This is a genomic window from Eudoraea sp. (genome assembly GCF_049669105.1).
Lineage (GTDB): Bacteria > Bacteroidota > Bacteroidia > Flavobacteriales > Flavobacteriaceae > Eudoraea.
Window position 1 is genome coordinate 18,581 of sequence record NZ_JBATKE010000010.1, and the last position, 24,672, is coordinate 43,252.

General features: G+C 36.2%; 22 protein-coding genes. 9 read left to right on the forward strand and 13 right to left on the reverse strand.

Annotated elements, in window-relative coordinates; genetic code table 11:
- Positions 1–70: 70 nt before the first annotated feature.
- Positions 71–934 carry a sigma-70 family RNA polymerase sigma factor gene (locus WBM60_RS00635; RefSeq protein WP_424276974.1) on the forward strand — a complete coding sequence of 288 codons (864 nt, stop codon included), beginning with the start codon at positions 71–73 and terminating at the stop codon, positions 932–934.
- A gap of 441 nt (positions 935–1,375) precedes the next feature.
- On the opposite strand, the gene WBM60_RS00640 is transcribed toward WBM60_RS00635, so the two are convergent.
- Genes WBM60_RS00640 through WBM60_RS00665 form a run of 6 tightly spaced genes read right to left on the reverse strand, consistent with a single transcriptional unit; the run spans position 1,376 to position 11,016 of the window.
- Positions 1,376–2,554, reverse strand: a complete 1,179-nt coding sequence (locus tag WBM60_RS00640) for a YaiO family outer membrane beta-barrel protein (protein WP_424276973.1) — start codon at positions 2,552–2,554, stop codon at positions 1,376–1,378.
- A 56-nt stretch (positions 2,555–2,610) separates the two neighbouring features.
- Positions 2,611–5,007 carry a sulfatase-like hydrolase/transferase gene (locus WBM60_RS00645; RefSeq protein ID WP_424277916.1) on the reverse strand — a complete coding sequence of 799 codons (2,397 nt, stop codon included), beginning with the start codon at positions 5,005–5,007 and terminating at the stop codon, positions 2,611–2,613.
- 4 nt (positions 5,008–5,011) lie between these two features.
- Complete coding sequence (locus WBM60_RS00650; RefSeq protein ID WP_424259193.1) at positions 5,012–6,439, reverse strand: glycosyltransferase family 2 protein; 1,428 nt, start codon at positions 6,437–6,439, stop codon at positions 5,012–5,014.
- The gene (locus WBM60_RS00655) at positions 6,432–8,882 is read right to left on the reverse strand and encodes a HEAT repeat domain-containing protein (protein ID WP_424282632.1); all 2,451 of its coding nucleotides are present in this window, start codon (positions 8,880–8,882) and stop codon (positions 6,432–6,434) included. The genes WBM60_RS00650 and WBM60_RS00655 overlap by 8 nt, the downstream gene beginning before the upstream one ends.
- A gap of 3 nt (positions 8,883–8,885) precedes the next feature.
- Positions 8,886–9,257 carry a response regulator gene (locus WBM60_RS00660; protein ID WP_424259195.1) on the reverse strand — a complete coding sequence of 124 codons (372 nt, stop codon included), beginning with the start codon at positions 9,255–9,257 and terminating at the stop codon, positions 8,886–8,888.
- A 1-nt stretch (position 9,258) separates the two neighbouring features.
- A complete protein-coding gene (locus WBM60_RS00665) occupies positions 9,259–11,016 on the reverse strand; it encodes an ATP-binding protein (protein ID WP_424276540.1) in 1,758 nt (585 codons plus the stop codon).
- Between the two features lie 193 nt (positions 11,017–11,209).
- Between WBM60_RS00665 and WBM60_RS00670 the strand changes: the two genes are divergently transcribed.
- The 3 genes from WBM60_RS00670 (at position 11,210) to WBM60_RS00680 (ending at position 13,758) form a co-directional block, all read left to right on the forward strand.
- Positions 11,210–12,496, forward strand: coding sequence for a dipeptidase (locus WBM60_RS00670; RefSeq protein WP_424261677.1), 1,287 nt, complete (start codon positions 11,210–11,212; stop codon positions 12,494–12,496).
- A 215-nt stretch (positions 12,497–12,711) separates the two neighbouring features.
- Positions 12,712–12,894 (forward strand): hypothetical protein, encoded by a 183-nt coding sequence (locus tag WBM60_RS00675; protein ID WP_424261675.1) that lies wholly within the window; start codon positions 12,712–12,714, stop codon positions 12,892–12,894.
- A gap of 6 nt (positions 12,895–12,900) precedes the next feature.
- Positions 12,901–13,758 (forward strand): phosphatidylserine decarboxylase, encoded by an 858-nt coding sequence (locus WBM60_RS00680; protein ID WP_424276539.1) that lies wholly within the window; start codon positions 12,901–12,903, stop codon positions 13,756–13,758.
- Here the strand turns inward: WBM60_RS00680 and WBM60_RS00685 are convergent, their stop codons facing one another.
- A complete protein-coding gene (locus WBM60_RS00685) occupies positions 13,759–14,646 on the reverse strand; it encodes a DUF72 domain-containing protein (protein ID WP_424263515.1) in 888 nt (295 codons plus the stop codon).
- Positions 14,647–14,839: 193 nt separating this feature from the next.
- Here WBM60_RS00685 and WBM60_RS00690 point away from each other — a divergent pair, with 193 nt between their 5' ends.
- Positions 14,840–15,247: a glyoxalase gene (locus WBM60_RS00690; RefSeq protein ID WP_424263513.1), complete on the forward strand. Its 408-nt coding sequence runs from the start codon at positions 14,840–14,842 to the stop codon at positions 15,245–15,247.
- On the opposite strand, the gene WBM60_RS00695 is transcribed toward WBM60_RS00690, so the two are convergent.
- The gene (locus WBM60_RS00695; protein WP_424263511.1) at positions 15,239–15,919 is read right to left on the reverse strand and encodes a DUF2461 domain-containing protein; all 681 of its coding nucleotides are present in this window, start codon (positions 15,917–15,919) and stop codon (positions 15,239–15,241) included. The two genes, WBM60_RS00690 and WBM60_RS00695, sit on opposite strands and share 9 nt — an antisense overlap.
- Before the next feature lie 93 nt (positions 15,920–16,012).
- Here WBM60_RS00695 and epsC point away from each other — a divergent pair, with 93 nt between their 5' ends.
- Together epsC and cysM are read left to right on the forward strand one after the other, a co-directional pair.
- Positions 16,013–16,807, forward strand: coding sequence for a serine O-acetyltransferase EpsC (gene epsC / locus WBM60_RS00700; RefSeq protein WP_424263509.1), 795 nt, complete (start codon positions 16,013–16,015; stop codon positions 16,805–16,807).
- Positions 16,797–17,681, forward strand: coding sequence for a cysteine synthase CysM (cysM, locus tag WBM60_RS00705; protein ID WP_424263507.1), 885 nt, complete (start codon positions 16,797–16,799; stop codon positions 17,679–17,681). Before epsC ends, cysM begins: the two co-directional genes overlap by 11 nt.
- On the opposite strand, the gene WBM60_RS00710 is transcribed toward cysM, so the two are convergent.
- Genes WBM60_RS00710 through WBM60_RS00720 form a run of 3 tightly spaced genes read right to left on the reverse strand, consistent with a single transcriptional unit; the run spans position 17,654 to position 20,170 of the window.
- On the reverse strand, positions 17,654–18,481 hold the full coding sequence (locus WBM60_RS00710) for an alpha/beta hydrolase (protein WP_424282633.1): 828 nt from the start codon (positions 18,479–18,481) through the stop codon (positions 17,654–17,656). The two genes, cysM and WBM60_RS00710, sit on opposite strands and share 28 nt — an antisense overlap.
- Complete coding sequence (locus tag WBM60_RS00715) at positions 18,482–19,342, reverse strand: alpha/beta hydrolase (RefSeq protein ID WP_424263503.1); 861 nt, start codon at positions 19,340–19,342, stop codon at positions 18,482–18,484.
- A gap of 45 nt (positions 19,343–19,387) precedes the next feature.
- Positions 19,388–20,170: a tRNA pseudouridine synthase A gene (locus tag WBM60_RS00720; protein WP_424263501.1), complete on the reverse strand. Its 783-nt coding sequence runs from the start codon at positions 20,168–20,170 to the stop codon at positions 19,388–19,390.
- Between the two features lie 192 nt (positions 20,171–20,362).
- On the opposite strand from WBM60_RS00720, the gene WBM60_RS00725 reads away from it, so the two are divergent.
- Complete coding sequence (locus WBM60_RS00725; protein ID WP_424276537.1) at positions 20,363–20,803, forward strand: hypothetical protein; 441 nt, start codon at positions 20,363–20,365, stop codon at positions 20,801–20,803.
- Positions 20,804–21,074: 271 nt separating this feature from the next.
- Positions 21,075–21,596: a hypothetical protein gene (locus tag WBM60_RS00730; RefSeq protein WP_424276536.1), complete on the forward strand. Its 522-nt coding sequence runs from the start codon at positions 21,075–21,077 to the stop codon at positions 21,594–21,596.
- 361 nt (positions 21,597–21,957) lie between these two features.
- Here WBM60_RS00730 and WBM60_RS00735 read toward each other — a convergent pair whose 3' ends face one another.
- Positions 21,958–23,427, reverse strand: a complete 1,470-nt coding sequence (locus WBM60_RS00735) for an AAA family ATPase (protein WP_424278288.1) — start codon at positions 23,425–23,427, stop codon at positions 21,958–21,960.
- Between the two features lie 50 nt (positions 23,428–23,477).
- The gene (locus WBM60_RS00740) at positions 23,478–24,620 is read right to left on the reverse strand and encodes a vWA domain-containing protein (RefSeq protein WP_424263429.1); all 1,143 of its coding nucleotides are present in this window, start codon (positions 24,618–24,620) and stop codon (positions 23,478–23,480) included.
- Positions 24,621–24,672 lie beyond the last annotated feature (52 nt).

Genomic DNA, 24,672 nt, shown 5'->3' on the forward strand with positions numbered 1-24,672 from the left:
TTAGGTTTGGAAAAGACAGAATAAAACATTATACTGAGAAATTATAAACTAATAATCTAGACAATAATATATGAGGCAACTTAAGATTATCAAGCAGGTAACTAATAGAGAATCAAAATCATTAGATAAATACCTGCAAGATATCAGTAAAATAGAACTGATTACGGCAAATGAAGAGGTAGAATTAGCGCAGAAGATCAGGACCGGCGACCAGGCTGCACTGGAAAAATTAACAAATGCCAATTTGAGATTCGTAGTCTCAGTGGCAAAACAATATCAAAATCAAGGATTAAAACTTCCCGATTTAATTAATGAAGGTAATGTAGGGTTGGTAAAGGCTGCCAAAAGATTTGATGAAACCAGAGGATTTAAATTTATCTCCTATGCGGTTTGGTGGATTCGCCAATCTATTTTACAAGCATTAGCTGAACAATCCAGAGTTGTTAGATTGCCTTTGAACAAAATTGGATCTATTAATAAAATTAAGAAGACTTTTTCCTATTTAGAACAAGCGCATGAAAGACCTCCTTCTGCTGAGGAAATTGCAACGGAATTGGAAATGAGTGTTAGTGAAGTAAAGCAGTCCATAAAAAATTCAGGCAGACATGTTTCTATGGATGCACCTCTTAAAGAAGGTGAGGATTCCAATTTATATGATGTTATGCGATCTGGTGAATCTCCCAGACCCGATAAAGAACTGATGCAGCAATCCCTTAATACGGAAATAAACCGAGCTTTAGAAACCTTGTCGCCAAGAGAAGCAGATGTTGTCAAACTTTATTATGGTATTGGCGACCAACAATCGATGACCCTTGCCGAGATTGGACAAACATTTGACCTTACCAGAGAAAGGGTTAGACAAATACGGGAAAAGGCAATTCGAAAATTGCGTCATAATTCCAGAAGTAAGCTGCTTAAAACCTATTTAGGGTAAAAACAAAAATAAAGCCTGGTAAAACCAGGCTTTAACTAATAATCTGTTAAATAAAACACTTAAGAACAGCTTAATTTGTGAATATTATAATCCAATAGAATTTCATTAAGATCCTCAATGAAATTTAAATACGCGGTATTGTCTTGATTCTGGTTTGCCATAATAATAATTTTTTAAAAAGAAAAAGCCGAGTGGTCTATAAATAGTCCAATTCGGCTAATTCGTTTAAACTTAAAATTTCATTCAAATCTTGGAGGAAATTTAAATACTCCTCCCCGTAGGTGTCGTATAACATGGTAAGATTGGTTTTTACATTATTGAGATTTGGGTATCAATAATCATATAGTAAACGTAAAAAATCCAATAATATTACCCAATTAAATGTGGTGAAGCCAGTAAATTTTGTTGTAAACTATTAATTTGTATTGGTCAGGCAAGGAATTAGAACTTTGTGTGGTACCTGAATCCGGCAGAAAGCGCCAAAAAGAATTTACCCGGATCAAATACTAATTCCTGTCTTGTGATGCCAAGGCTGGCCCGGTAGCTGTTCGTCAAACTATTGCCGGTAAACTGGTATTCGAAAAGAAGTTGCTGAGATTCCACAAAAAGCAGTGTCTCCGCGAGTACTATATCACTATCAGAGATGAGTTGCTTAATTTCAGGCGAATAACCCATTATCAGGTTTATCCCAAAATAATTTTCACCATCCTGAAAATACTTTCTGGCTAAAAGACTTCCGGAGACACCAATAGGTCCATCTGTTCTTGGGGTAATGTACGGTCTCAAAGAAAAATAATAATCCCCTTTATATAGCCCTAAAGAACCGGTATAAATTATAGCCCGGCTGGTTACGAAATCCAAATAGCGCATTCCCGCCGATACTTCCAACGCTTTTGGAAGATTAGCAAAAAGCTCAGCCCCTGCTCTATGGTTCGGGAAAATCCTCGAATTAGAATACCCATAATTCGTATAGGCATAGAAAGTTTTTGAAATTTTTGGATAGAAATCCATCTCATATTGTAATCCATTGATATTAAAACGGTTACTGTAATTTACCCTGGGTATTATTTTTCCAATTTCAGTTTCGCGAATATACTCCACACCGGAATAAATCATAGGGTCGTATACGATATCAAATACATCTAAGGAATTAACAATTCCTATTCTATTCTTATATGATTTAGCCTCTGTTTCCTTTAATTCATCTTCGGCACTCGTTTCAGTCGCATTTTGCCTGCTGTAAATTTCATTTATAATATCATTTCGTAAATTCTGCAAATCAGAATCATCTTTTATAAAAGTTAGTGCTTTGTTTGCCAGACCTAAGGCGATTGTATAATTCTTCGCATACATTTCATTTTTTATAGCAGCTATCCACACTTCCTTATTCTGTCTTTCTACTGAAGTTATTTTATTGAAATGTTTCCTGGCTTCATTATGATTACCATCCCAGCTGTATGTTTTTGCAAGAAGGTTTCTCACATCGGTATAATCCGGGTATCTAGAAAGAATAAGCCGTAAGGTGTCTCTGGCCATACCGTGATGTCCTTCAAAAGCAAGATCGCGGGCAATAAAGTATGAATTATCAGGATTGCCCTGATATGCCAAGTCCTGTGTCATGCCTTTTTGAAGGAAAAACAACAGAAATAACCCTAAATATATGATTCGATATAACATTAGTTCCTATTCGAAATTAAGGGTGATTCCCCAATTGATTTTATTAAGTTTTTTTGATTGTTTTCCTTTTCTTCAGTTTTCTCAATTTTCTGCTGAGCCCGCTTCATTTTGTTTTGTACTTCTTTATTCTGAATGTTATTTCTCTCTATAGTACGTTGAAGAGACAAAGCGCGCTGGTCATTACCTGACCAAAAAAAAACATCTAATAAAGCAGCATAGCCATCAGCATATATAGGGTACTTATGAATAGCTCCTTCCAGTATTTCAATTGCTAGATCATACCGACCCTCCCATGCATGAATTCTTCCCATTAATATTTCTGTATCCGCATGACCGGGTACCTGAGATAAGATATAACCCCCTAAAAGCAGGGCCCGTTTCGTATCACCATCAAAGGCTAATTCTTTTGCTGTATTGTATGCATTATCAAAGTCTTTACCATTAAAAACACTGTTTATCCAGACCATTTCTTCTTTGGAAGGATTACTTTTTAATTGAGCAAATAAGTTTGATGAAAAAGGAATAATTTTATCATTGTTCATGACATATTTATTGACCGCTTTGAAATACTTAAAATGTTCTTTCACTTCCTGCTTTAAAACCGAAGGATCCGGATCTATCAATTTCAGTTCACTATCGAGCTTAAATAAATTACCGCCGGTAAGAAAATGATTGCCGTAAACAAAATCCTGAATATTACTACTATGTCTGAAAAGAGGAATCTTCTTAGTTGCGTCAAATACTCCATCATGAATAAGTCCTCTCCCCAGCCAGGCAACTTCTGATGGAATTATCATATCATATCCCGATTCTAATAACCCCAGGATTGCCGGTGCTACATCTTCATGGGAAACCAAAGAAGCTATCTTTGCCGGCTGTTTTAATAAAGGACTGTATATGAGTAAAGGCACCCTATATCTTCCCAAATTGTCTTTCAGTGGCAGATCGGTAAGGTTATGACTGCCTGTAATAATAAAGATGGTGTTAGCGTAATCCAGATTGCTGGTATATGAAGAGAAAAATGATTTTAACGCGCTATCAGTATATAAAATACTGGCAAAAATCTCTTTATTCTTCTTCACCAACTTTGAAGGCCTGGACGCCATTTTACCTTTAGCCAAAATTTTGTCAACCTTAAGTATATAAGTATCTTTTTCAGGAATAAGAAAGGGTTTTTTAGAACTTAGAGTAAAGAAGACATCTAATCTTGGTTTATTAGAACTAAAGAGATCGTTTTGCCAATTCTGAAAGAGTGCTTTATCCGGATATCCAAGGGATATACCAGCTGCATCTTCATTTTGTTTCAGATATCCGCTGCCAAACCCTTTGTTGTCTAAAATAAAATCTACTCTTTCTTCATAGAGAAATTTGTCTAATTGATTATGTGCACTGTTCCCTCCGTAGTTAAAAGAAGTAGTGTAGTTATTTTTTTTAAGGATCCCATAAATAGTCTGTCTCGCAGGGGAATCAGTCGAATTGGTAAAACCATTATCTCCAAACGGCAAAGAACCTAATAAACATGGTAGTGCAGCATGGCTTTCTCCGGCATTACTCAAATAGTTGTTCCAATACAAAGATTTGGTCTGCAGCGAATCTAAAAAAGGCGTAAATCCACGATATATTGCCTTATCACCAACAAAATCTGATCCAAGACCTTCCACTATTATAAATATCAAATTGGGCTTTTTATCTCTTAAATTAAAATAGGGAGCAAGGCTTTTATTGGAAACATAGTTGTGTAATAGAGGATACTCTTCTTCTCCTTCATACTTATTAAAATCAAAAACCTCATCAGCAACACTATATGCTAAGTGTTGTAGTTTATTTTCGTTAACAGGATTTTTATCAGAAGTTAAGGTGGCTAGAAATAAACTAAAAAGAATAATAGTTAGAGGAAACATTCGGCTAATGGTTCCATATACAGAAGCGGTAAATTTATAAAAGAGATATAAAAACCCTGTCATAACCGGGAGTAAAAGAAAAATAGACAGCATTAAGTCAGATGTGGATGTCCTGCTATTATAGACTTCTAAAAACCCTGCACCAAGTATATCATAGTTTCGCACATAAAACTCTACCAGTAAGCCTTCAATAATTAAAATAACAATGAATAGTATGTATGTCACCTTAAATCCTAAAGAATGTCTCTTAGACTCTAAATAATTAAAGATGAAAGCCATAAAGAGGCTAATCATAGCTGTAAACCCTGAATGATGCACAACTAAAAGCAATAGACTTTTAGTCAATACTCCATCAAGAACACCTGCCATATAGAGGCGAATATTTTGATAAAGCGACAAAACCACCAAACATAGAAAAAAGGCCATAATAAGACGTATAAAGTCCCTTAGGGTCTTTCGCCCGGCATTCCGCGATGTGTTAGTGACTATCTGCATTTTATTATATTTTGGCAAATCCTTTCCGTACCTGTGATCCCCAGCCGGATTTTACTCTAAATAATTTTTTATAATTACCCCTGATAGCAGACCAAACTACTAAAGGGTGAAATGTAAATGGCTCAATTATGGCACAAAACATTAGAATAAGTATGTCTTTTGTCTTGGTATACTGATTATAAGAATACACATCCCAAAGAATTGCATAGAATGAGAACATTATGGAAAATGTATAGACGGTAATTGTAATGGCCAGAAAAAAATCCAAATTTAAAATTCCCATATAGTAAAATATAATAACGGAGAAAAATCCTGTAAATTCTAAAATTGGCGCCAGCCATTCATAGAAAAACCAATACGGATAACTAAGCATTCCAAGTCGGCCAAACTTAGGGTTAAAAAACATGTCTTTATGTGCAAACAGGGTTTCCAGGTTTCCGCGTGCCCATCTATCCCGCTGGTTTATTAGAATTTTAAAACTTTCCGGAACTTCGGTCCAACAAAGTGGATCCGGGATATATTCAATCGTATAGGGAATTTCGCGCTCATGCATATGGCGCCTCATTCTAAATACAATCTCCATATCCTCGCCTACTGTTTTAGTGTCATATCCACCTACTTCCAGGGCTATTTCCCGATCGAAGAATCCAAAAGCTCCTGAAATGATCAAGAGACTATCTATTCGGCCCCAGGCCATTCTTCCTAAAAGAAAAGATCGGGTATATTCCAATAATTGAAATCTGGCCAGCCAATTTTTTGGTAGTCGTATCTCCTCAAGAGTTCCCCCTGAAATTTTACTGGAATTAGCTACTCGTATTACACCGCCAACAGCAATTACCCTTTTTTGAGTTCTTTGATAAAATGATTTTACAACATGCAACAAAGCGTCAGGCCTTAAAAGGCAATCCACATCAATACAGCCCACATATTTATTTTCTGATAGATGTATGCCGGTGTTTAAGGCATCAGATTTACCGCCATTTTCTTTATCAATAACTGTAAGTTTAGAGAAGGAGCGCTGCTTGGATTTGTACACTCCGCGTATGGGTTTTGAACTCCATTCAGGATCTATTATTCGTTCCACTTTCTCCAGATCATAGGCGTCTATCATTTTCTTTAAGGTGTCATCCTTGCTTCCATCATTAACTACCATTACCTCATAATTCACATATTGAAGGGAAAGAAGCGACCTTATGTTTTCAACTATGGTCAATCCCTCGTTAAAGGCCGGAGCAATAATAGTAATACTTGGTGCCAATGGTGAAGCCATTATCTTAGAAAGGTCAACGAAGCTATTTTTATTTCTGTAATGGATAGAATTTCTTGTAGCCAGGTATCCCATAATGCTAAACATGGTGAAAAGCACCACGGTAAACACAAGAAACACAATGTTTAAATACTCTATTAATATGTTGAATAAACCACTATCCATTAAACATTTCCTTAAGTTTTCTAGGTAATAAGATTAAGTTTCCCATAAGTGAACCAAATATTATATCTTCCTCTTTATCATTTTCTTCTTTTTCTGTTTTATCTGACTGCAGACCTGTTTTTATCACCTCCAATGCGGTATCCATTAATTCAAAATCCAACTCAAAAAGATGTTTGTGATTATTATCGTTTTCACTGCTTGCGTCGTCTAGGAAACAGTACTCCAGGGACTTCATATTTTTCTCTTCTATATCCGGAAAACTTGCGGTCTTCATAATTTCCGGGCTTGTTACTTCCGTTTCTTCCTTATCAGAATATGTATTCTCAGCTCCTTGGCCATTAGTGTGAATTTGTTCTATAGTAGTCTCGTCTGGCATTTCAGGCGCTAGCAGTTTTTGTAACTCCTTTAATATTGATTCTGCTTTAGCACTTACTTTTTTGTCACTATCTTCCAGGAGTGTTTTTAAGAAATGTACTTCTTTCTCATCGCCCACAGCCAATATTTCATCTAATAAGATAAGCTTAGACTCTGTGTCGCAGGTTCGGAATAATTCCTGAAAAATGCTGAATCCATAAAAATCTGGAGTGGAATTATCATTATTTTCATCGCCCTCAATATTTTCATGCCAGGTTGAAGCATTTAAAGCAGCTGATTGAGTCATATTTCCGGCTCGTTCAGATTCGCTCACGAATGCCATCCAGTCTATAGAGTTTTTGGCTATGGTTTCAAAACTTTCGAGTTCTTGCTCCGGTAACCAATCAACTTGTGGTATTTTGTTATGCAGATTTGAATTTTTTTCTTCTGTAACTACTTCCTCTTCGTTTACTTCTATAGCCAATATGTCTTCATCAGCAGCCATTACCAAATCTTCTGGCTCGTCCGCTATACTACCTTCTACTACCAAGGGCAAAAATTCCAATTCTGAATCTTCCTCACCTTCATTCATATCATCTACATTATGGGTTTTGATTTTATCAAGAATTGCCTCTAATTCTTCTTTAAAACTTTCCTCTTCCAGAATTTCTTTTGTTTCAACATCACTATTCTCAGCAGTTTTAGGATCCAATGTAAACTTTAGTCCCTCTTCTTCTGATATCAATGGCAAGAAATCCAGGGGTAAATAGTTTACTTCCTTGTCAGATTCATTAAATTCCGTAAGGATGTCCTCCAATTCCTCCATAAAACAGAGATCAAATATTATTTCATCCTCAACTTCCGGATCTAAATGATCCTGCAGGTCTTGTGAATTTTCTTCATGGTTTGAAGCTGACAGGCTGTCTTCCGGTTGTATCTCCTTGTTATTCATAATTTCTGTTAATTGGGTAGAATTGTCTTCTACATTATTTTCAAAATTTTCCGTGGTAATATTTTTATCAATTCCTTCTGTTGGAACATAGGTTTCGGGCACTAAAACATTAATTGTGCTTATAGCTTTACTTTTTACAAGGAAGTTTGATTCTTTATTTACTATAGTTTGAAGAAATTCTATATCCTCCTCTTTACCCAATGAAGAAATGGTGTCAAGAATCTGTAATTTAATATCCACACTACAGTTTCGAAAGACGGATTTTAACATAGGTACAGCTTCAAAAACACCGAAATCCTTGATACACTGAATGGCTTCTGATTTAATCTGGTCATTCCTGTGCTTTACCAATTCTATCAAAGACTTATTAGCGTCATTTTGGTTATAATGCTTTATGAGCCGAATGGCAAATAATACCACATCCCTGTTTTTGGAGGTAAGCCATGCTTTAAATCGCGGAGGTGTAAAGTCCTCAAAATTCCTGAGTACATCAAGCAGTTTTAATTGTTGCCACTCAGAGATTCCATATCTCGTGGAATCTAAAAAATACGAAATGCCTTCATGTTTTAGAGTAACCGTTGCTATTTGCGCTTGTTTACGTACTACGCCTCTTTTATCATTAATAAATTTTTTTATAAATCCATAAGCCGCTAATACTCTCATTTGGGTTAATTCAAGTATTCCCTTGGAAACCAGCTCCCAGCGCCAGCTCCTTAATTTTTTAAAAGCATCTAAATGTAGCTCCAGGTCCTGGTATAATTTAAAGATTCGATTACGAGAATCACCTGAAAGGTCTTTTTTTAGATCTAATAAAATCTCTGTTAACACGAATCGGTTAAAGGGTGTTTTCAATAGATCGCGAATTTCAATTTTTAATTTTATGTATTCATAATTTTCCTCCTTGGTGGCATCTGTCTCGTAGAAGAGGAAATTGCTGATGATAGGCGTCAGAATCTTTTTCTGACGGGATACTTTCAATGCTTTAGCAGATATTCTGTTTCGGGATATAAAAACAAATACAAAGAATAATATCCCGAGTCCGGAAAACAATATTGTTAAATCCCACAAAAGATCCGTATGGATCTTTGGTGCACCTATCAGCATAACGCTGGGATATGTTTGTGAGATTATTTTCAAAAATTATTTTTTATTTAACTCTCTTCCCACCCTAACCAAAAGTTCCGAAGGACTCACCGGTTTAGATATAAAGTCATTGGCTCCTAATTCAAAAGCACTAAGAACATTTTCTTCATTTCCTGCAGACGAAATAATGATTATTGGAATCTTTAAATTCAATTGGTTTCTTACGTAATCTATAAGTTCAATGCCTGAGAAATAGGGCATCATTATATCACTTACAATAATATCGGGGGTTGCCGTCTTAAGGTATTCTTTTACATCCCTGCCATCGTTTGCTAAATGGACATTATAGCCTCCTTTTTGAAGTCTATAATCCAATAAAGATGCTAACAACTCATCGTCCTCCGCTAATAATAGATTCTTCTTTACCATCCTACTCGTTTCTGTTTTTATTTAATCGTCCTAATTCTTCATCAATCATCTTTTCTGCTTTCGGATATTCCTGCACAAATCTGTTTAGCAGAAATTGCATATGATTAATATCCTTAGTAGTCTTTGCAGTTGTATTTAATTGTTCAACGATGGAAAATAGCTCCATTGTCTGCATCATTTTTAAACCGCATTTAATCTTGTGTGCTGCGAATGCAACCCCTTCTATATCGCCATCTTGCAGTTTCATTTTAACATCACCTATAAATTCAAGGGCATTTCTTTTATAAAGACCTATCAACTCCTCTAACAGTTCAAACTCGCCCATGCAGTCTTCTAAGACAGCGTTTAGGTTAAAGCCCGATTCAGAGAGCGTCTGATCAACCTGATTATCGTCAGATGACGCACTAAAATTATAATTAGTTTGGGGTTCATTCCTGTTTTTAATTAGTTTTGAAAGTAATTCTTCCGGGCTAAACGGCTTAAGGATGAAATCATTTATTCCATTTTCCTCACATTCGTTTTTATCGTCAATGGTAAAGTCTGCTGTGAGGGCTATTATGGGAATCTCTGCCACTTCTTTTTTAGTGTTATTTCGAATTTTTTGTGTTACTTCAAACCCGCTCATTATAGGCATTCGGAGATCCATAAGTACAATGTCAATTGCAGTAGTTTGAAGGAGATTCAACCCGTAGATAGGGTTTTCTGTAATATAGGTTTTACAGCCCCACGAATTTAATCGACGTTCTATAAGTCGCTGATTTAACGCATTGTCTTCAAATACCAGGATCTTCATTCCTTTAACCTCTTCCGAAGAGATTTCAGTTGGTTTAGATTTAGATATCGCAGCAGATAAACCTTTTGTATAGGGCAGCGTAAATTTAAATGTAGTACCAACACCAAGCGTACTTTCAACTTTAATTTCCCCGTCTAGTTTGTCAACAATCTGTTTTACAATGTTTAATCCAAGCCCGGCGCCTCCATATTTAGAAAATGTCTGTTGATTAGCTTGTTTAAATGAGCCGAAAATATGTTCTAAATCATCCTTGGAGATTCCGATTCCGGTATCAGTAACAACAAAGTCTAATGCTACCTTTTCCTGATCCTGCCTGTGTAGTCTAATTTTTAGCATTATCTCGCCCTCTTCTACAAACTTTATAGAATTACCAAGAAGGTTTAATAATATTTGTGAAAGTTTGGAAGGATCACCAATAAGGTTCCCGGGAATATTCTTGTCAACGTCTACTTCGAGTTTAACATCTTTACCCAACATAAGCGTATTACAGAGATAAACAACATCCTGTATAATGCTGAAAAAATTAAAATCCAGCATTTCAAAATTTTCCAATCCAGCCGAAAGTTTGGAGTATTCCAAAAGTTCGTTGATAATATCCATTAGGGAATTGGAAGCTGATTGAATGGCGTTTACCTGATATTGTTGGTCTGCAGTTAATTCTCCCTCTTTTAAAAGGTCTGCAAAGCCAATTATTCCGCTTAGTGGCGTTCGTATCTCATGACTGACTGTGGCGATCAACATTTCCTGAGCATTTTGTAGCTGCTCCTGTTCTTTTATTGAATCTGTTTTGGAATCCTGATCAAGTGGAATATCTTCTCCCCAAATCCGTTTTTCAAGATGGGTTTTAAAGGCTTCGAATGATTTTTTAAGACGCGTGGCTTCGTCTGCAGATAATTCTTCAAATGAAAAATTATTAAGAGTCGTCTCCAGTTCCGACAATTGAGAAAGTAGGTTTTTTGGTTTCAAGGGGTAATTTTAGGTTAGTTATAAGATTGGAAATGCAAAAGGATGATTCTTCCCAGGGACTTCTCAAACTCCAATTTTATAGGCTTTAACATGTTTAAAAATCCTCATTTCCATACCCTCATGCAATTAAATGTTACCTAGGGTTCGTATTATGTTGTCAAAATGCTTTATTTGTAGGTCTAAAACATATCATATGCGACATATTATCGGCTTTTTCTGTCTTTTATCGTTCAGTGGGTGCAATGAATCCAAGACATCACAAAATACAGACCTTGAGGCTACTGCCAGAAAAATCCATGAAAATGTAATTACGATTGATACACATGATGATATTAACGTGAAGAATTTTACAGACAGTATAAATTACACTCAGGATCTGAAGACCCAGGTTAATTTACCGAAAATGCAGGCGGGAGGATTAAATGTGGCATGGTTTGTTGTCTATACTGGTCAGGATTCCTTAAACCCTGAAGGTTATGCTAAAGCAGAAGCAAATGCCCTGTCCAAATTTAATGCCATTCATCGTTTATGTGATACTCTGGCATCGGATAAAATTAAACTTGCCAGAACATCTGAAGAAGTAATTAATATTCATAAATCCGGCAAACAAGTTGCTATGATTGGTGTGGAAAATGCTTATCCGATTGGTGAGGATTTATCCAAATTTGAGATGTATCATGAATTAGGCGCAAGATATGTCTCTCTTGCACATAATGGCCATAGTCAGTTTTGTGATTCAAACACAGGAGAAAAAGACAATATCTGGTTACATAATGGTTTAAGTGATCTTGGTGAAAAAGCTGTATATCAATTAAATAGATTAGGTATAATGATTGATATTTCACATATTTCAAAGGAATCTATGGTTCAAATCGTATCCCTATCTAAAGCACCAATAATAGCCTCCCATTCGTCTGCACGCGCGCTTTGTGATCACAGCAGAAATTTAGATGATGAGCAATTGAAGCTACTCAAAGAAAATGGTGGTGTGGTTCAAACAGTGGCCCTGGATGCCTATTTGAATACAGCCAAATATGATAAGAGGGAAAATTACATGAAAGGGATATACAAGCATATTGCAGATTCCCTTGGAATAAAATGGATTGAAAAATCCCAATTAGGACAGCTCACCGAAAAAGAACAGGATGATTATCTTGAAAATTCCAATAGAGTTATCGAATTAGCAAGAGGACTTGTTGCCGACAGAAACGATGTACCGCCCGAAGTGGATGTGTCAGACTTTGCAGACCATATAGACTATATGGTTAATCTTATAGGGATAAACCACGTAGGAATAAGCTCTGACTTCGATGGTGGAGGCGGCATTAAAGGATGGTCCGATGCTTCCGAAACGTTTAATGTAACCTTAGAATTGGTAAAAAGGGGATATTCTGAATCGGAAATTGAAAAATTATGGGGAGGCAATTTGCTGAGAGTACTGGATGAGGTTCAGGAATATGCCCGCTCTCTGAAAAAGTAATAGCAATGTAAAGAATTTGTGAATAGCTTAAACTTAATTTTCCGTTTAGACCTAAAATGGATTGCACATTCTATTTTTCCCTGATAAAGTTAAAAGTGTTAACAAATAATTAGGGAAGAATTATAAATAATGTTAAGCTAACAATAAACTTTTCTTAATTCCTTTTAATGAGAGATGAAATTGAATAGATTTAATAAACCTAAACAATTTTCATCATGCAAACAGTCAGCAAATACTTCGTTGCCCTTCTTCTTGCTTTTTTCTCAAATTATGTAAATGTGCCTACAACTGATTCTGCTATGCAGGCAGGAATTCATGAAGCCCATATTAAACTTAAGAAACAATCAGACTGTAATAAGATGAAAAAGAGTTGTTCTGTATTTGAAAATTATAGCTAAATCATCATGGAGCCTGCAGGAATAGGATATCACAATTCCGATCCGTATTTTACGATTTTCAAAATACCTCAGTGGCGAGCTGACTTATATAAGTTCTTGTCCGTTACATTTTGGGGAGGTTTACCTGGCAATTTGCAGCGAGGTATTTCCGCTTTCTATTCTAAGGTTTATGACAAACCTTTTACTAAATATATCATTGCTCCTTATATAAGATATTATTATAGGGACCCCAATTACAAGGACAAATTTCTCCCTCCGGAGGGGAAAGAAGATTTTGGAAGTTTTCAGGATTTTTTTATTAGAAGGTTCAAGATGCTTCCCGTAAGTAATAGCCCCTGGGTTTGGCCCTGCGAGGGTTTGCTTTGTGATGAAGGAAAAGTCCATGAATTTCGAACCTCAAGAGTTAAAAGTGATATACGCACTATTGAGACAATTTTTGGAGTATCCGAGGGAGACATTCCACCTGCTTATAGTTTTACAAACGTTTTTTTGCATAACAAAAATTACCATCGGATACATGCTCCCGTAAGCGGCACTATTACCAGAATACAGCATATACCGGGAGACCTCATAGTATTACGCCCATGGATATATAAACAAAATCCATCTTTACCCGCATTCAGGAATGAACGCTATAATATTGATATTACTGATAATAAAGGGAGAATCTGGTACTTATCTGTTGTTGGAGGCCCCGGGGTTGGCAGCATAAAACTTCCTAAATCTATAACTTTGGACGGTTTTGTTGAAAAACTTGATGAATTGGCTCTGTTTTATCTAGGTTCCACCTGCTGTATGGCTGCTCCGGAACACCCAAAGTATCATCATAAAAATACCTTTGTAGAAGTAGGTGCAAGCTATTGATTAATTGTTATTGCCAGCTAAGGTTTTTGGTACATTAAGGTTTATCCTGAATTTTTCATTTATTTTCTTAATAAAAAAAGCGGCCAGCAAAGGAGATTCCAATTCCATATTCTGATGAATAAAAAAATGGATGTTAGTAAGCCCCAAAGTATGCCAATGCCATAAGCGTTCTACCCATTCCTCAAGACGGTCATAATCACTTTTATGATTAGCCCCAACAAAACGAACAAAGGCCTCGTTATTGGTAAGTCGCATATGCATAATATCTCTTCGTCCTGCCGTGTCTACCAGAATATTAGCAATATTCTTTTCTTCAAGTAAATTGTAAAGCTCATTGGCTACATACTCATCATTAAACCAATCAGTATGCCTGAATTCCAAGGCAAGAGGAAACTCTTTTGGCCAGTAATCTGCCAATCGAACTACCCTATCCCAGTTTTTTGGGCCGAAGTTTGGATGCATTTGCAAAAAAATGGTTCCCAATTTATCTTCGAATCCTGCTGTGGCCAAAAGGAAGTTTTCAAGTGCAGGATATGCCATGTCGTTTAAGCGTCTCAGATGACTCACATTTTGAACCACCTTGGGAAAAAACTTAAATGTATCCGGGACCATATGATGCCAGTCATTATATTGTTTAATGGGAAAGATGCGGTAAAAGGTGGCATTGAGTTCTATACAATTAAATTGACTGCTGTAATATGGTAATTCTTCCTTTGTCCCACGGGGATAAAAATTTTTTAATTCTTGTCTGTTCCACTTAGCGCATCCTACAAATATTTTTAGCGGGGCTTTGCTGGCACCAGAATCTAATACATCAGCCAAGTAAGGATGGTCCTCAGGAAGGGATAAATCTATAAGATCCGGACATTCTACCTTACCAAATTTCATACAGCTTCGTATTACTTTTAAACGGTGTTGAATTTACATATAATTCAGAATACTTTAGAAAACGAACTTACTTAAATGGGCTATCGTATTATTTGCATTAAAATTCCACCTGTTCATAAACCAGTTAACAACTAATTACTATCCAGGCTTAGCATAGGTGGCGTATTTTCTAATTTTATAGAAACTCCTACAGATGAACCAAAGATCTGCTGACCTCCTTAGCCTAAGGCCGGAAATTCCCAATGCCAAAATAACCCCTTACATGAGTAAAGACGAGCAATTCCAGAACAGTACGCTACGTCCCATAATCAAATTTCAGAATCCACTATTAATCGAAGCGTTTAAGAACTACATTATTAAACATAAGAATGCGTTTTATCAATTGAACATTGAAAAACGATTGGATTATATAGAAAATGCCATACAAAAGGATATCAAATTCCGAAACTCACTGAAGGGTATGGTAATAGGACAGTTTACCGTTGAAGAATATATGACCTATATTCAAAATTCTTCTACGCTGAACAAACGGATGATGAATATCGTAGTTGAACGCCTAAAAGACCAGGTACAAGCTTTCGAAATTACAGTATTAGTTTAGGAGGGATTCTCCATTGAGATTAGTTGTCAGGATTTCACTCATTAGATTAAAATAGGGTCTGATTTCTTTAAAGGATTTATTTACTTCTACCATAAAATCCTTATTCAAAACTTCTTTATCTGTAAAATTTCGCACAAAAATAAACGCTTTTTTCCTGATCAGATCAATATTAGGATCGTCCTTACTAAATCCTTTAGGAGCTGTTTTAACTTCGTCACCAACCAGTTCTCCCCAAGTATTCTTAAAGGAAGGCTTATTAATTAATTCTCTTAAAGCTGTTGCATCAAGCTCCAGTTCCTTACGAATACGTAAAAGATCTTCCTTATTTGGTTCCCAAAAACCGGCAGCCATAAATGATCCTCCAGGTCGGATCTGTAAATAATATCCTCCTCTAAGTTTTGCCCCTGCCCTTGAAAAGGAACCCGCAAAATGCGATTTATACGGCGTTTTATCTTTTGAAAATCTTACATCTCTGTAAATTCGAAACATTTTTAGTTTTTCAATTTCATCATGCTCTTTCATCTTATCCATCAGACTGTTGTAAAATCCTTTTACTCCAGTTTCCAAAGATTTGAATTCAGACTTATTCTGCTCAAACCATTCACGATTATTGTTTATTTTTAGTTCGTTCAAAAAACGAAGCGTGTCTTTAGTAATTACTGTATCTGCCATTCGACTAAGCGGTATAAAATTTATGCTAAAGTTAACCATTTTGGGCTAGATGCTTTTTGAATATTGGTTAATTTTGATACTCAACTATATACAATGGACAAGTCAATAATCGTAAAGAAAATTATAGAAAATAAAAAGCAGCCTAATCTCAGGTTTCGGCTTAAACGAAAGGTGGAAGATTTTACAGACCTTCTATTCCTTACATTATTTGATATTGAAACTCCTGTTGAGACAAATATTGAATCTCTGGAAATTAAATTTGATGAGTTGATAAATCTGGCTTGTTGGGATATTGAAAAACCCTGTACCAAAATATGGGGTAATTATTTGGAAAGACTGCCTATGGTCCTTGAAAAACTGAATTTAGACGCAGAGGCAATAGCCAGCTGTGACCCCGCTTCCTTGTCTATTGAAGAAGTTTATATGGCTTATCCCGGCTTTTATGCGATTGCTATCTATCGCCTGGCACATGAATTATATAACAAGGGTTTCCCTCTTGTTCCAAGATTAATGACAGAATATGCGCACAGGCAAACCGGAGTAGACATAAATCCAGGTGCTCAAATAGGAGAATCCTTTTTTATTGATCATGCAACCGGGGTTGTTATTGGAGAAACGGCAATAATTAAAAACAATGTAAAGATCTACCAGGGTGTGACATTGGGGGCGTTATATGTGGCTAAAAATTTGCAGAGAACTAAACGCCATCCCACTATAGAGGATAATGTTACGATATATGCAAACGCTACAATTCTGGGCGGTAACACTATAATTGGTGAAAATTCAATAATTGGGGGTAATGCTTGGGTCACTTCATCTGTGGCTCCTAATTCTACAGTATTTCATAGTGCCGAAATAAAAATAAAAACCTTGCCAGATGTCTCATAGTATTATAGATCTAATAGGGAACACACCTCTTGTGGCTTCAAGATCTTTAAATGCAAACCCCGGCGTTACGCTTCTGTTTAAAATGGAAGGGCATAATCCCGGAGGTAGTGTTAAGGACAGAGCCGCGTATAATATGATCAAAAGCGGGATAGAGCGGGGAGAGATTAATGGCAACAGCAAATTAATTGAGGCAACCAGTGGGAATACAGGAATTGCCCTGGCAATGATTGCCGGTTTATATAAGCTAAATATTGAATTGGTTATGCCCGAAAATTCAACAAAGGAACGAGTACAAACCATGCGTGCATATGGCGCAAAGGTTACTTTAACCAATGCCGAATTGGGGATAGAAGGTGCCCGGGATTACGCTGAAGCCAAGGTAATAGACGATGGTTATCAAATGCTTAACCAGTTTGCAAACGACGACAACTGGAAAGCTCATTACGCCACCACCGGCCCGGAAATATGGAGGGATACAGCAGGGAAAGTCACCCATTTTGTTTCCTCAATGGGAACAACCGGAACTATTATGGGGACGTCTACCTATTTGAAAGAACAAAACAAAAATGTTACCATTGTAGGTGTGCAACCAAAGGATGAATCCAAAATTCCGGGAATCAGAAAATGGCCCAAAGAATACCTTCCAAAGATCTTCGACCCTTCAAAAGTTGATCAAATTATGGAAGTTAGTGAAGATGAAGCAAGAATTATGGCTAAACGCTTAGCCAAGGAAGAAGGTATTTTCGCAGGAATGAGCAGTGGCGGAGCAACGGTAGCTGCTTTAAACCTTGCTGCGAGCCTTAAAAGCGGCCTGATTGTTTCCATTATTTGCGACCGGGGTGACCGCTATTTATCTTCAGATTTATTTGACTGATAAGAGGATAGAATTTTCTGAATTCCATCACGATAAACCTCGAATTCATTTAAATTATTATGATGCCCGCCCTTTATTGTGAAAAAGGAATTTTTATCTTCAGAGACTGAATTAAAAAGGCGCAAACCAGATTTATAGGGCACTACTCTATCTTCTGTGCCATGAAAAAATGCTATTGGACAGCTTATTTCTGAAATGTATTCATAAGATTTTAACGGATATCTTAAAAACCATTGAACCGGTAAATACGGAAAACGGTTTTTTCCCAAATCCAAAAGACTGTAATAAGGTGTTTCCAGGATTAGGCGAAACGGTTTGTTTTGAGAAGCAACCCAAGTTGCAATCCCAGTGCCCAGTGAACGACCGTACAATGTAATTCCCGACTCATCATAATTTTTTAATGCGTACTCATAAAAAAGCTGTCCGTCACTAAAAAGTGCTTCTTCACTAAGCTTACCGGTGCTTTTCCCGTAGGTTCTGTAGTCCATAATGATTACATCATAGTTCTTTTCAACAAAGAATAGTGCAATATTTCCCCAGCGTGTAAGATCGCCAGCATTACAATGGTAATAGACAATAACTCCTTCAGGCTGCTCCTGTTTAAAATGAATACCATTTAAAACGGCACCATCATCAGCTGTTAAAAAAATCTCCTCAAACGGCTGAGTGAAGGAATAAGTATAATCTGAGGGCAATTTGGAAGGTAAAAAGATAAGTTTTTCCTGAAGAAAATAGAGCATAGTAGATATAAGTAGATAAGCCGCTAATAAGAATAGAACAGCTTTTTTTAGTTTAACCATTTAAACTTTTAAATTATGTTTTACATGAATACTGGAACCTTTAAGATCAACCTTTGTTGGTCTTTTTGTGATGATTTCACTCAACATTTTGTGGTAAGATTCGAATGTATTCAAATTCTTATGTCCTCCTCCAATCACCGTATACAAGGTTGTTGTAGTTGGTTTTATTTTGGATAGCTTAACACTGGTCTTGTAAGGAATCAACTTATCATCTGTGCCATGTATTATATGTATAGGGCAATTTACGTATTGCAGCCATTTATAGGTAGGCATTGGAAATTTAAGCAATATCGAAAGAGGCATAAAAGGAATGTATTTTTTGGCCACCTTACTTAAACTGTAGTAGGGAGCATCCAGTATCAGCATTCTCGGATTGTTCATAGATGCTAGCTTGGCGGCAAAACCAGAGCCCAGAGAGCGACCATAAAGTATGATATACTTTTCGTCTACGTTCTCCTTTATTTTATTGTAGATTACCTGCATATCTCGCTTAATAGCTTTCTGCGTGCGTCTGCCTGTGCTTTTACCAAAACCCCTGTAATCTACCATTAAAACATCATAGCCATGCCTTGTAAAATCTACCGCAAACTTCCCCCATCCTTTTATGCTTTTGGAATTTCCTTTTAGATAGAATACAATCCCTTTAGGCTGCTGCGCTTTAAATCTAAGTCCATTTATTATTGCCCCATCCCTTGTTTCAACATTATATTCTTCTATTTCCTGGTGCTCATATTGAAACAGAAAATCTTTTGGAAGTTTTTCGGGTTTGAACATAAGGTAATCCTGAAGTAAATAAACGAGCGCGCTAATTACGATATAGGCCAGAATCAACAAAACAACAATATAACCCCAATTTGGCATAGAATAACATTTGTTTCAATGTACAAAAAATTCTATTTACTGGATTTATACAAATTCAAGCTTGTGCAATACCAGCCCAGAACCGGGAGCGATATATGAAATCTTTATATCTGTTTCCTCCATTAAGGATCTTTCAATTTCATCAAGGCTAAGAAGACCTCTACCTAATTGGATTAACGCACCCATAATCATCCGAACCTGATAACGCATAAATCCTTTACCGCAAATTCTCAGCACATAACTGTTCTTTGGAAAAAAACTGGCATAAATTTCCGTATTCTTTATAATTTCACAATAAGAAAGTGTTCGTGTTACTTGTTTATTCTCGCCTGGTTTTGCTGTATAAGTCTTAAAATTGTGGGTCCCTTTATAAAGTGCTGCAGCTTTTGTCATAATGTCTATATCGAGATCCTCTAAAATGTTTGCCATAAATGGAGCACAAAAAGGATGGTTTTTCTCACCATAGGAAAAATAATAACAATATTCTTTGAATTTACTATCCTTAATTATATTAAAGTTTTTATCAACTTCATCTACTTTAATCACTTTAATATCAGATGGTAAGTTTTTATTAAATAATTTTACAAAATCTGATATATCTGAAATAGGTGTTTCTTCTATAATCAGTTCGAATGCTGCATCGAGCGCGGAAACTTTTGCATCTGTCCTCCCTGCACCTAAGATTTTAAGTTTCTGCTGGGGCAGAATATATTTAAGTGTTTTAAGAAGCATTCCTTCGATAGTTCTTTGCCCTGGCTGTTTTTGCCATCCACTATATCTAAAACCTAAAAATTGAACTCTTATTAAATAATAATGACGTCTTTTCATAAGTGTTAAGATAAATAATTGTACTGTTTAACGACAGGAATTTCGTAAACTTTGGATTTATTACTGCAATGCTGTTACACTGCAGTTTTACCATATAGCATCCGACCTAAGTCTGAACTATACAGAATATATAAAGTCGGATTTACAATTTTTTGTATTTTGTATACTATAAACAAACTAAACTGAAACAAAATGAGTGAAAAATCAAACACAAAACCACCTGTCTGGTTTTGGATCGTGAGCATTGTCGCATTATTATGGAACCTTATGGGGGTTATGGCTTATCTTGGTCAGGCTTATATGACCGATGAAATGAAAGCCGGATACACCTCAGATCAATTAGCACTAATGGAAAGTACTCCGGCATGGGTTACAGCTGCATTCGCTATAGCTGTATGGGGAGGCCTTCTGGGGTGTATTGTCCTTTTGCTAAGAAGAAAATTGGCAAAACCTGTACTGATGTTATCCCTTATTGGTATACTGGTACAAATGGCACATTCATTTTTCATGACTAATGCCTCAGAAATTTATGGCCCTGTACAAGGAGTAGTTACTCCGGTAATTGTAATTATTATAGGTATTGTCCTGGTACAATTCGCTCGCATTGCGGAGAAACGTAATTGGATTTCTTAGATAGACACTATTCCAACTAAAAAAGACGCATATTTAAATATGCGTCTTTTATTGATTGATTCTCTTCTTGTTTATTATTCGGGTCTTATGACAGATCCAGCAAAGTTTAGATTTTCAGGGATATATACTTTGGGAGATCCTCAGCCTAATCAAATGAAGTGTTTGGAAAATGGAAACCTACATGGTTTTCGCAACAACTTTTTGAGGTTACTCAACATTGTTTGCGCTTCATCGAATTTTTTCAAATAAAGAATATAGGCTTGCGTTAAAAATGGCAACAAGGTTCCCCAAAGCCTTGCAACCTACTTATATGAATACAATTTTAAGATTTTTTTCCTGGAGAAAATGCATGATACTATCCGTTGCAGTTATCGCAATTCTTATAGTTCTAAACTTTTATGGTTTGTATACCAATAAGTTTTATTTTTTCAAATTTGATAACTATATATTTCCATTGTTTACCGTTGTTCATTTTATCTTTCTATATGTCCTTTGGTTTAAAATAAAAGAGCAGGAATATACAGACCCACAAATGCGCAATTTGGAATATGCCATGTATGGAATTTTTCTTATTTACATGTTTAAAATTATGGATACGTTATATATATTGCTTAGTTATACCGAATACCAGGATCATATAATGCCAAATACATTTATCCCTGTTGGCACAATTATCTTCTTTTTGCAGTTCTTTTTACTTTTCCTAACCATATTGACGTTTAAACATCGAATATTAATGGTGGGCCCATATAACTTTGATAACATTAATGAGAATATTGATTCTTGGCAATAACAATTTTCTATTATGTTATGGCAACGCAAAAGACCTTAGATGAATTTCTAAGGTCTTTTCATTTAAAACAATGAAACCTTAATACTATGTAATTCTCGTGATTACATAACAAATAAAAGTGATCGTGATTTCCACGTGATCACAAAATTCTAAAATTTTGATTGAAGTTATGTAAGGAAAATGTGATTGTTTCGGCTACTATGATAATAATGCATCTGCATGATATCGCTATAATACCTTATTGAGACGCTCTAAAGCAGGTAGCTCATTTATTTTAACCTTAGAATATACGGAAAGGGTTAAGAATTGCTATGAAGATAAAAGCCCTTTTAATAAAGGGCTTTTGTTATTTAAAGTTCGCTTATAATTTACTTATAAAACTCCCATAAAGGTCTTTAAATTGATACCCTTTTTGAAATCTACGCTTACTTAACTTTTTATTCGCCACAAGTCCCCACAATAGAAATTCCTTAAGAAAAAATGTATCCTCTTTGGGAATATCTGGCTGATGCCTTTCAATAAGTGTATTTAGCTCAGGAATACTATTGAGTGTAGCTTCATATTCATTATCGGTTAAATTGTCCATTAGATCCAATCCCTCGCTTTCAAAAAACCAATTGATTAAGTTATCATATGGGCTTTCGGCATCTTTATGTTCCAATTTCTCAATCTTTGGAAAATAATCGGAGAATAACGTTTTAATGGCATCTTCAAATAGTATAAGCGCAACTGTATCTGCACCTTCTTGCTCACCTTCATATACCAGTTCTATTTTGCCAGTAATAGCCGGAATGACTCCCATAAAATCACTAAGCCTTACCTGGGTCTTATCTTCACCGGAAATCAAGGCCCTTCGCTCTGCGGTGCTTAACAGGTTTTCGAAGGCCGTAATACTTGTTCGGGCACTAACTCCACTTTTTGAATCGACATATTCACTTTGGCGTGCCTCAAAACTAATCTGCTCAAGTAAGTCTTTCGCCAAGTCTGGCACATAAATAGATTTTGCCTGCCTCTCATCTAATTGAGCCTCTTGTTCGGTAATTCTTCTGGCAATTTTAATTTCTTCCGGGTAATGCGTAAGAATTTGAGACCCTATCCTGTCCTTTAAAGGGGTAACTATACTACCCCTGTTAGTGTAATCTTCAGGATTAGCAGTAAAAACAAACTGAATATCCAGGGGTAATCTCAATTTAAAGCCCCTTATCTGAATATCCCCTTCCTGCAAAATATTAAATAAGGACACCTGAATCCTTGACTGGAGATCAGGTAGCTCATTGATAACAAAAATGCAGCGGTTTGAACGTGGAATCATTCCAAAATGAATAACCCTGTCATCTGCATAAGAGAGTTTCATATTTGCGGCCTTAATCGGATCTACATCGCCAATTAAATCTGCAACAGTAACGTCTGGTGTGGCCAGTTTTTCATAAAACCGATCATCTCTGTGTAACCATGAAACAGGCGTTTTATCTCCCTTTTCCTTGATAAGTTCCCTACTGAACCTTGATAAAGGCTTAAGAGGATCATCATTAATCTCTGAGCCTTCAACAAATGGTATCCATTCATCCAGTAAGTTCACCATCAACCTTGCCAAACGTGTTTTAGCCTGACCTCTAAGCCCTAATAAATTAATATTATGGCGCGATAATATGGCACGCTCTAACTCGGGAATTACCGATTCTTCATACCCCCAAATACCATGAAAAGTCTCTTCCCCCTTGCTTATTTTATCACGTAGATTCCATCTTAGCTCATCCTTTATACTCCTGCTCTGATAACCTGCAGCCTTGAGCTCTCCTAAGGTGGATATTTTTTTAAAATCTATTTTCATAATTACCTAAATCTTTATCTAACAATATTTTATAGCGTTAACATAATGCTTTACTTTAATCTTTTTTTTCTATTTTGTTCGTAATCTTCAAAAATCATTTCTCCTAAACCTTCCAGGCCTGTAAAAAATGCTTTACCATTATTAGCTTCGGTAAAATGCCTTATGAATTGCCTCAAATAGGGATCTTGTGCGATCATGAAAGTAGTAATGGGAATATGTAATTTTCTTGCCTGCCTTGCTGTATTGTAACATTTTTCAACAATAAAATCGTCGAGGCCAACACTATTTTTATAATATGTACCATCCGGCATTCGCAAACAACTGGGTTTACCATCCGTGATCATAAAGATTTGTTTATTGGTATTTCTTTTTCTCCTCAACATATCCATAGCAAGTTGTAAACCCGCAACAGTATTAGTATGGTAGGGTCCTACTTTTAAGTATGGAAGGTCTTTAATGGGAATAGGCCAGGCGTCATTTCCAAAAACCAAAATATCTAAAGTATCTTTAGGATACCTTGTAGTAATAAGCTCAGCCAGGGCCATGGCAACTTTTTTCGCAGGTGTTATGCGGTCTTCGCCATATAAGATCATAGAATGACTAATGTCTATCATCAACACAGTACTCATTTGAGCTTTAAAATGGGTGTCTTCAACTACTAGATCATCTTCGGTGAGAGCGAAACTATCCATACCATGATTAATCTGGGCATTTTTCAAACTTTCCGTCATAGAGATATGTTCTAAAGAATCTCCATAACGATATTCCCTAAAATCACCGGTGTGCTCATCTCCGGGACCTGATTTTCCTGTCTTATGATTCCCGGCTCCACTCCTTTTAAGTTTACCAAAAATCTGATCTAAAGCACGCTGACGAATAATGCGCTCCATTTTAGCAGTAATAGCCAGAGTTGCTTCTCCCGGTTCACCTTCTCCATCACCACTACCCTCTTCCAATTCTTCCCTTAAAAATCCCTTTGCCTTCAGATCCTCGATAAAATCATCTATGGTATAATTTTCATCTGTAAGCTCATACTCCTTATCCAATTCTCTTAACCAATCCAGGGCCTCGTCCACATCACCTGAAGTATGTGTGATAAGTTCCTGAAAAATCTCAAAAAGTTTTTCAAAAGGGGTAAGCTGTGGTGCCTCGTAATTTAAAAAACGAAAGCCTTTTCCTGTTTTCATAGCCATTAGCTAAAAATACTACATTTCATAAAATGCAGTATTATATTTAAGAAAACTT

What these genes read in the sequence shown, in the direction of transcription:
- WBM60_RS00735 (WP_424278288.1), bottom strand. Translation starts at nt 23,427, where the DNA reads ATGAAAATAGATTTTAAAAAAATATCCACCTTAGGAGAGCTCAAGGCT.
- cysM (WP_424263507.1), top strand. Translation starts at nt 16,797, where the DNA reads ATGTCTCATAGTATTATAGATCTAATAGGGAACACACCTCTTGTGGCT.
- WBM60_RS00635 (WP_424276974.1), top strand. Translation starts at nt 71, where the DNA reads ATGAGGCAACTTAAGATTATCAAGCAGGTAACTAATAGAGAATCAAAA.
- WBM60_RS00645 (WP_424277916.1), bottom strand. Translation starts at nt 5,007, where the DNA reads ATGCAGATAGTCACTAACACATCGCGGAATGCCGGGCGAAAGACCCTA.
- WBM60_RS00725 (WP_424276537.1), top strand. Translation starts at nt 20,363, where the DNA reads ATGAGTGAAAAATCAAACACAAAACCACCTGTCTGGTTTTGGATCGTG.
- WBM60_RS00730 (WP_424276536.1), top strand. Translation starts at nt 21,075, where the DNA reads ATGGCAACAAGGTTCCCCAAAGCCTTGCAACCTACTTATATGAATACA.
- WBM60_RS00695 (WP_424263511.1), bottom strand. Translation starts at nt 15,919, where the DNA reads ATGGCAGATACAGTAATTACTAAAGACACGCTTCGTTTTTTGAACGAA.
- WBM60_RS00660 (WP_424259195.1), bottom strand. Translation starts at nt 9,257, where the DNA reads ATGGTAAAGAAGAATCTATTATTAGCGGAGGACGATGAGTTGTTAGCA.
- WBM60_RS00680 (WP_424276539.1), top strand. Translation starts at nt 12,901, where the DNA reads ATGGAGCCTGCAGGAATAGGATATCACAATTCCGATCCGTATTTTACG.
- WBM60_RS00685 (WP_424263515.1), bottom strand. Translation starts at nt 14,646, where the DNA reads ATGAAATTTGGTAAGGTAGAATGTCCGGATCTTATAGATTTATCCCTT.
- epsC (WP_424263509.1), top strand. Translation starts at nt 16,013, where the DNA reads ATGGACAAGTCAATAATCGTAAAGAAAATTATAGAAAATAAAAAGCAG.
- WBM60_RS00650 (WP_424259193.1), bottom strand. Translation starts at nt 6,439, where the DNA reads ATGGATAGTGGTTTATTCAACATATTAATAGAGTATTTAAACATTGTG.
- WBM60_RS00740 (WP_424263429.1), bottom strand. Translation starts at nt 24,620, where the DNA reads ATGGCTATGAAAACAGGAAAAGGCTTTCGTTTTTTAAATTACGAGGCA.
- WBM60_RS00715 (WP_424263503.1), bottom strand. Translation starts at nt 19,342, where the DNA reads ATGCCAAATTGGGGTTATATTGTTGTTTTGTTGATTCTGGCCTATATC.
- WBM60_RS00690 (WP_424263513.1), top strand. Translation starts at nt 14,840, where the DNA reads ATGAACCAAAGATCTGCTGACCTCCTTAGCCTAAGGCCGGAAATTCCC.
- WBM60_RS00720 (WP_424263501.1), bottom strand. Translation starts at nt 20,170, where the DNA reads ATGAAAAGACGTCATTATTATTTAATAAGAGTTCAATTTTTAGGTTTT.
- WBM60_RS00640 (WP_424276973.1), bottom strand. Translation starts at nt 2,554, where the DNA reads ATGACACAGGACTTGGCATATCAGGGCAATCCTGATAATTCATACTTT.
- WBM60_RS00670 (WP_424261677.1), top strand. Translation starts at nt 11,210, where the DNA reads ATGCGACATATTATCGGCTTTTTCTGTCTTTTATCGTTCAGTGGGTGC.
- WBM60_RS00675 (WP_424261675.1), top strand. Translation starts at nt 12,712, where the DNA reads ATGCAAACAGTCAGCAAATACTTCGTTGCCCTTCTTCTTGCTTTTTTC.
- WBM60_RS00710 (WP_424282633.1), bottom strand. Translation starts at nt 18,481, where the DNA reads ATGGTTAAACTAAAAAAAGCTGTTCTATTCTTATTAGCGGCTTATCTA.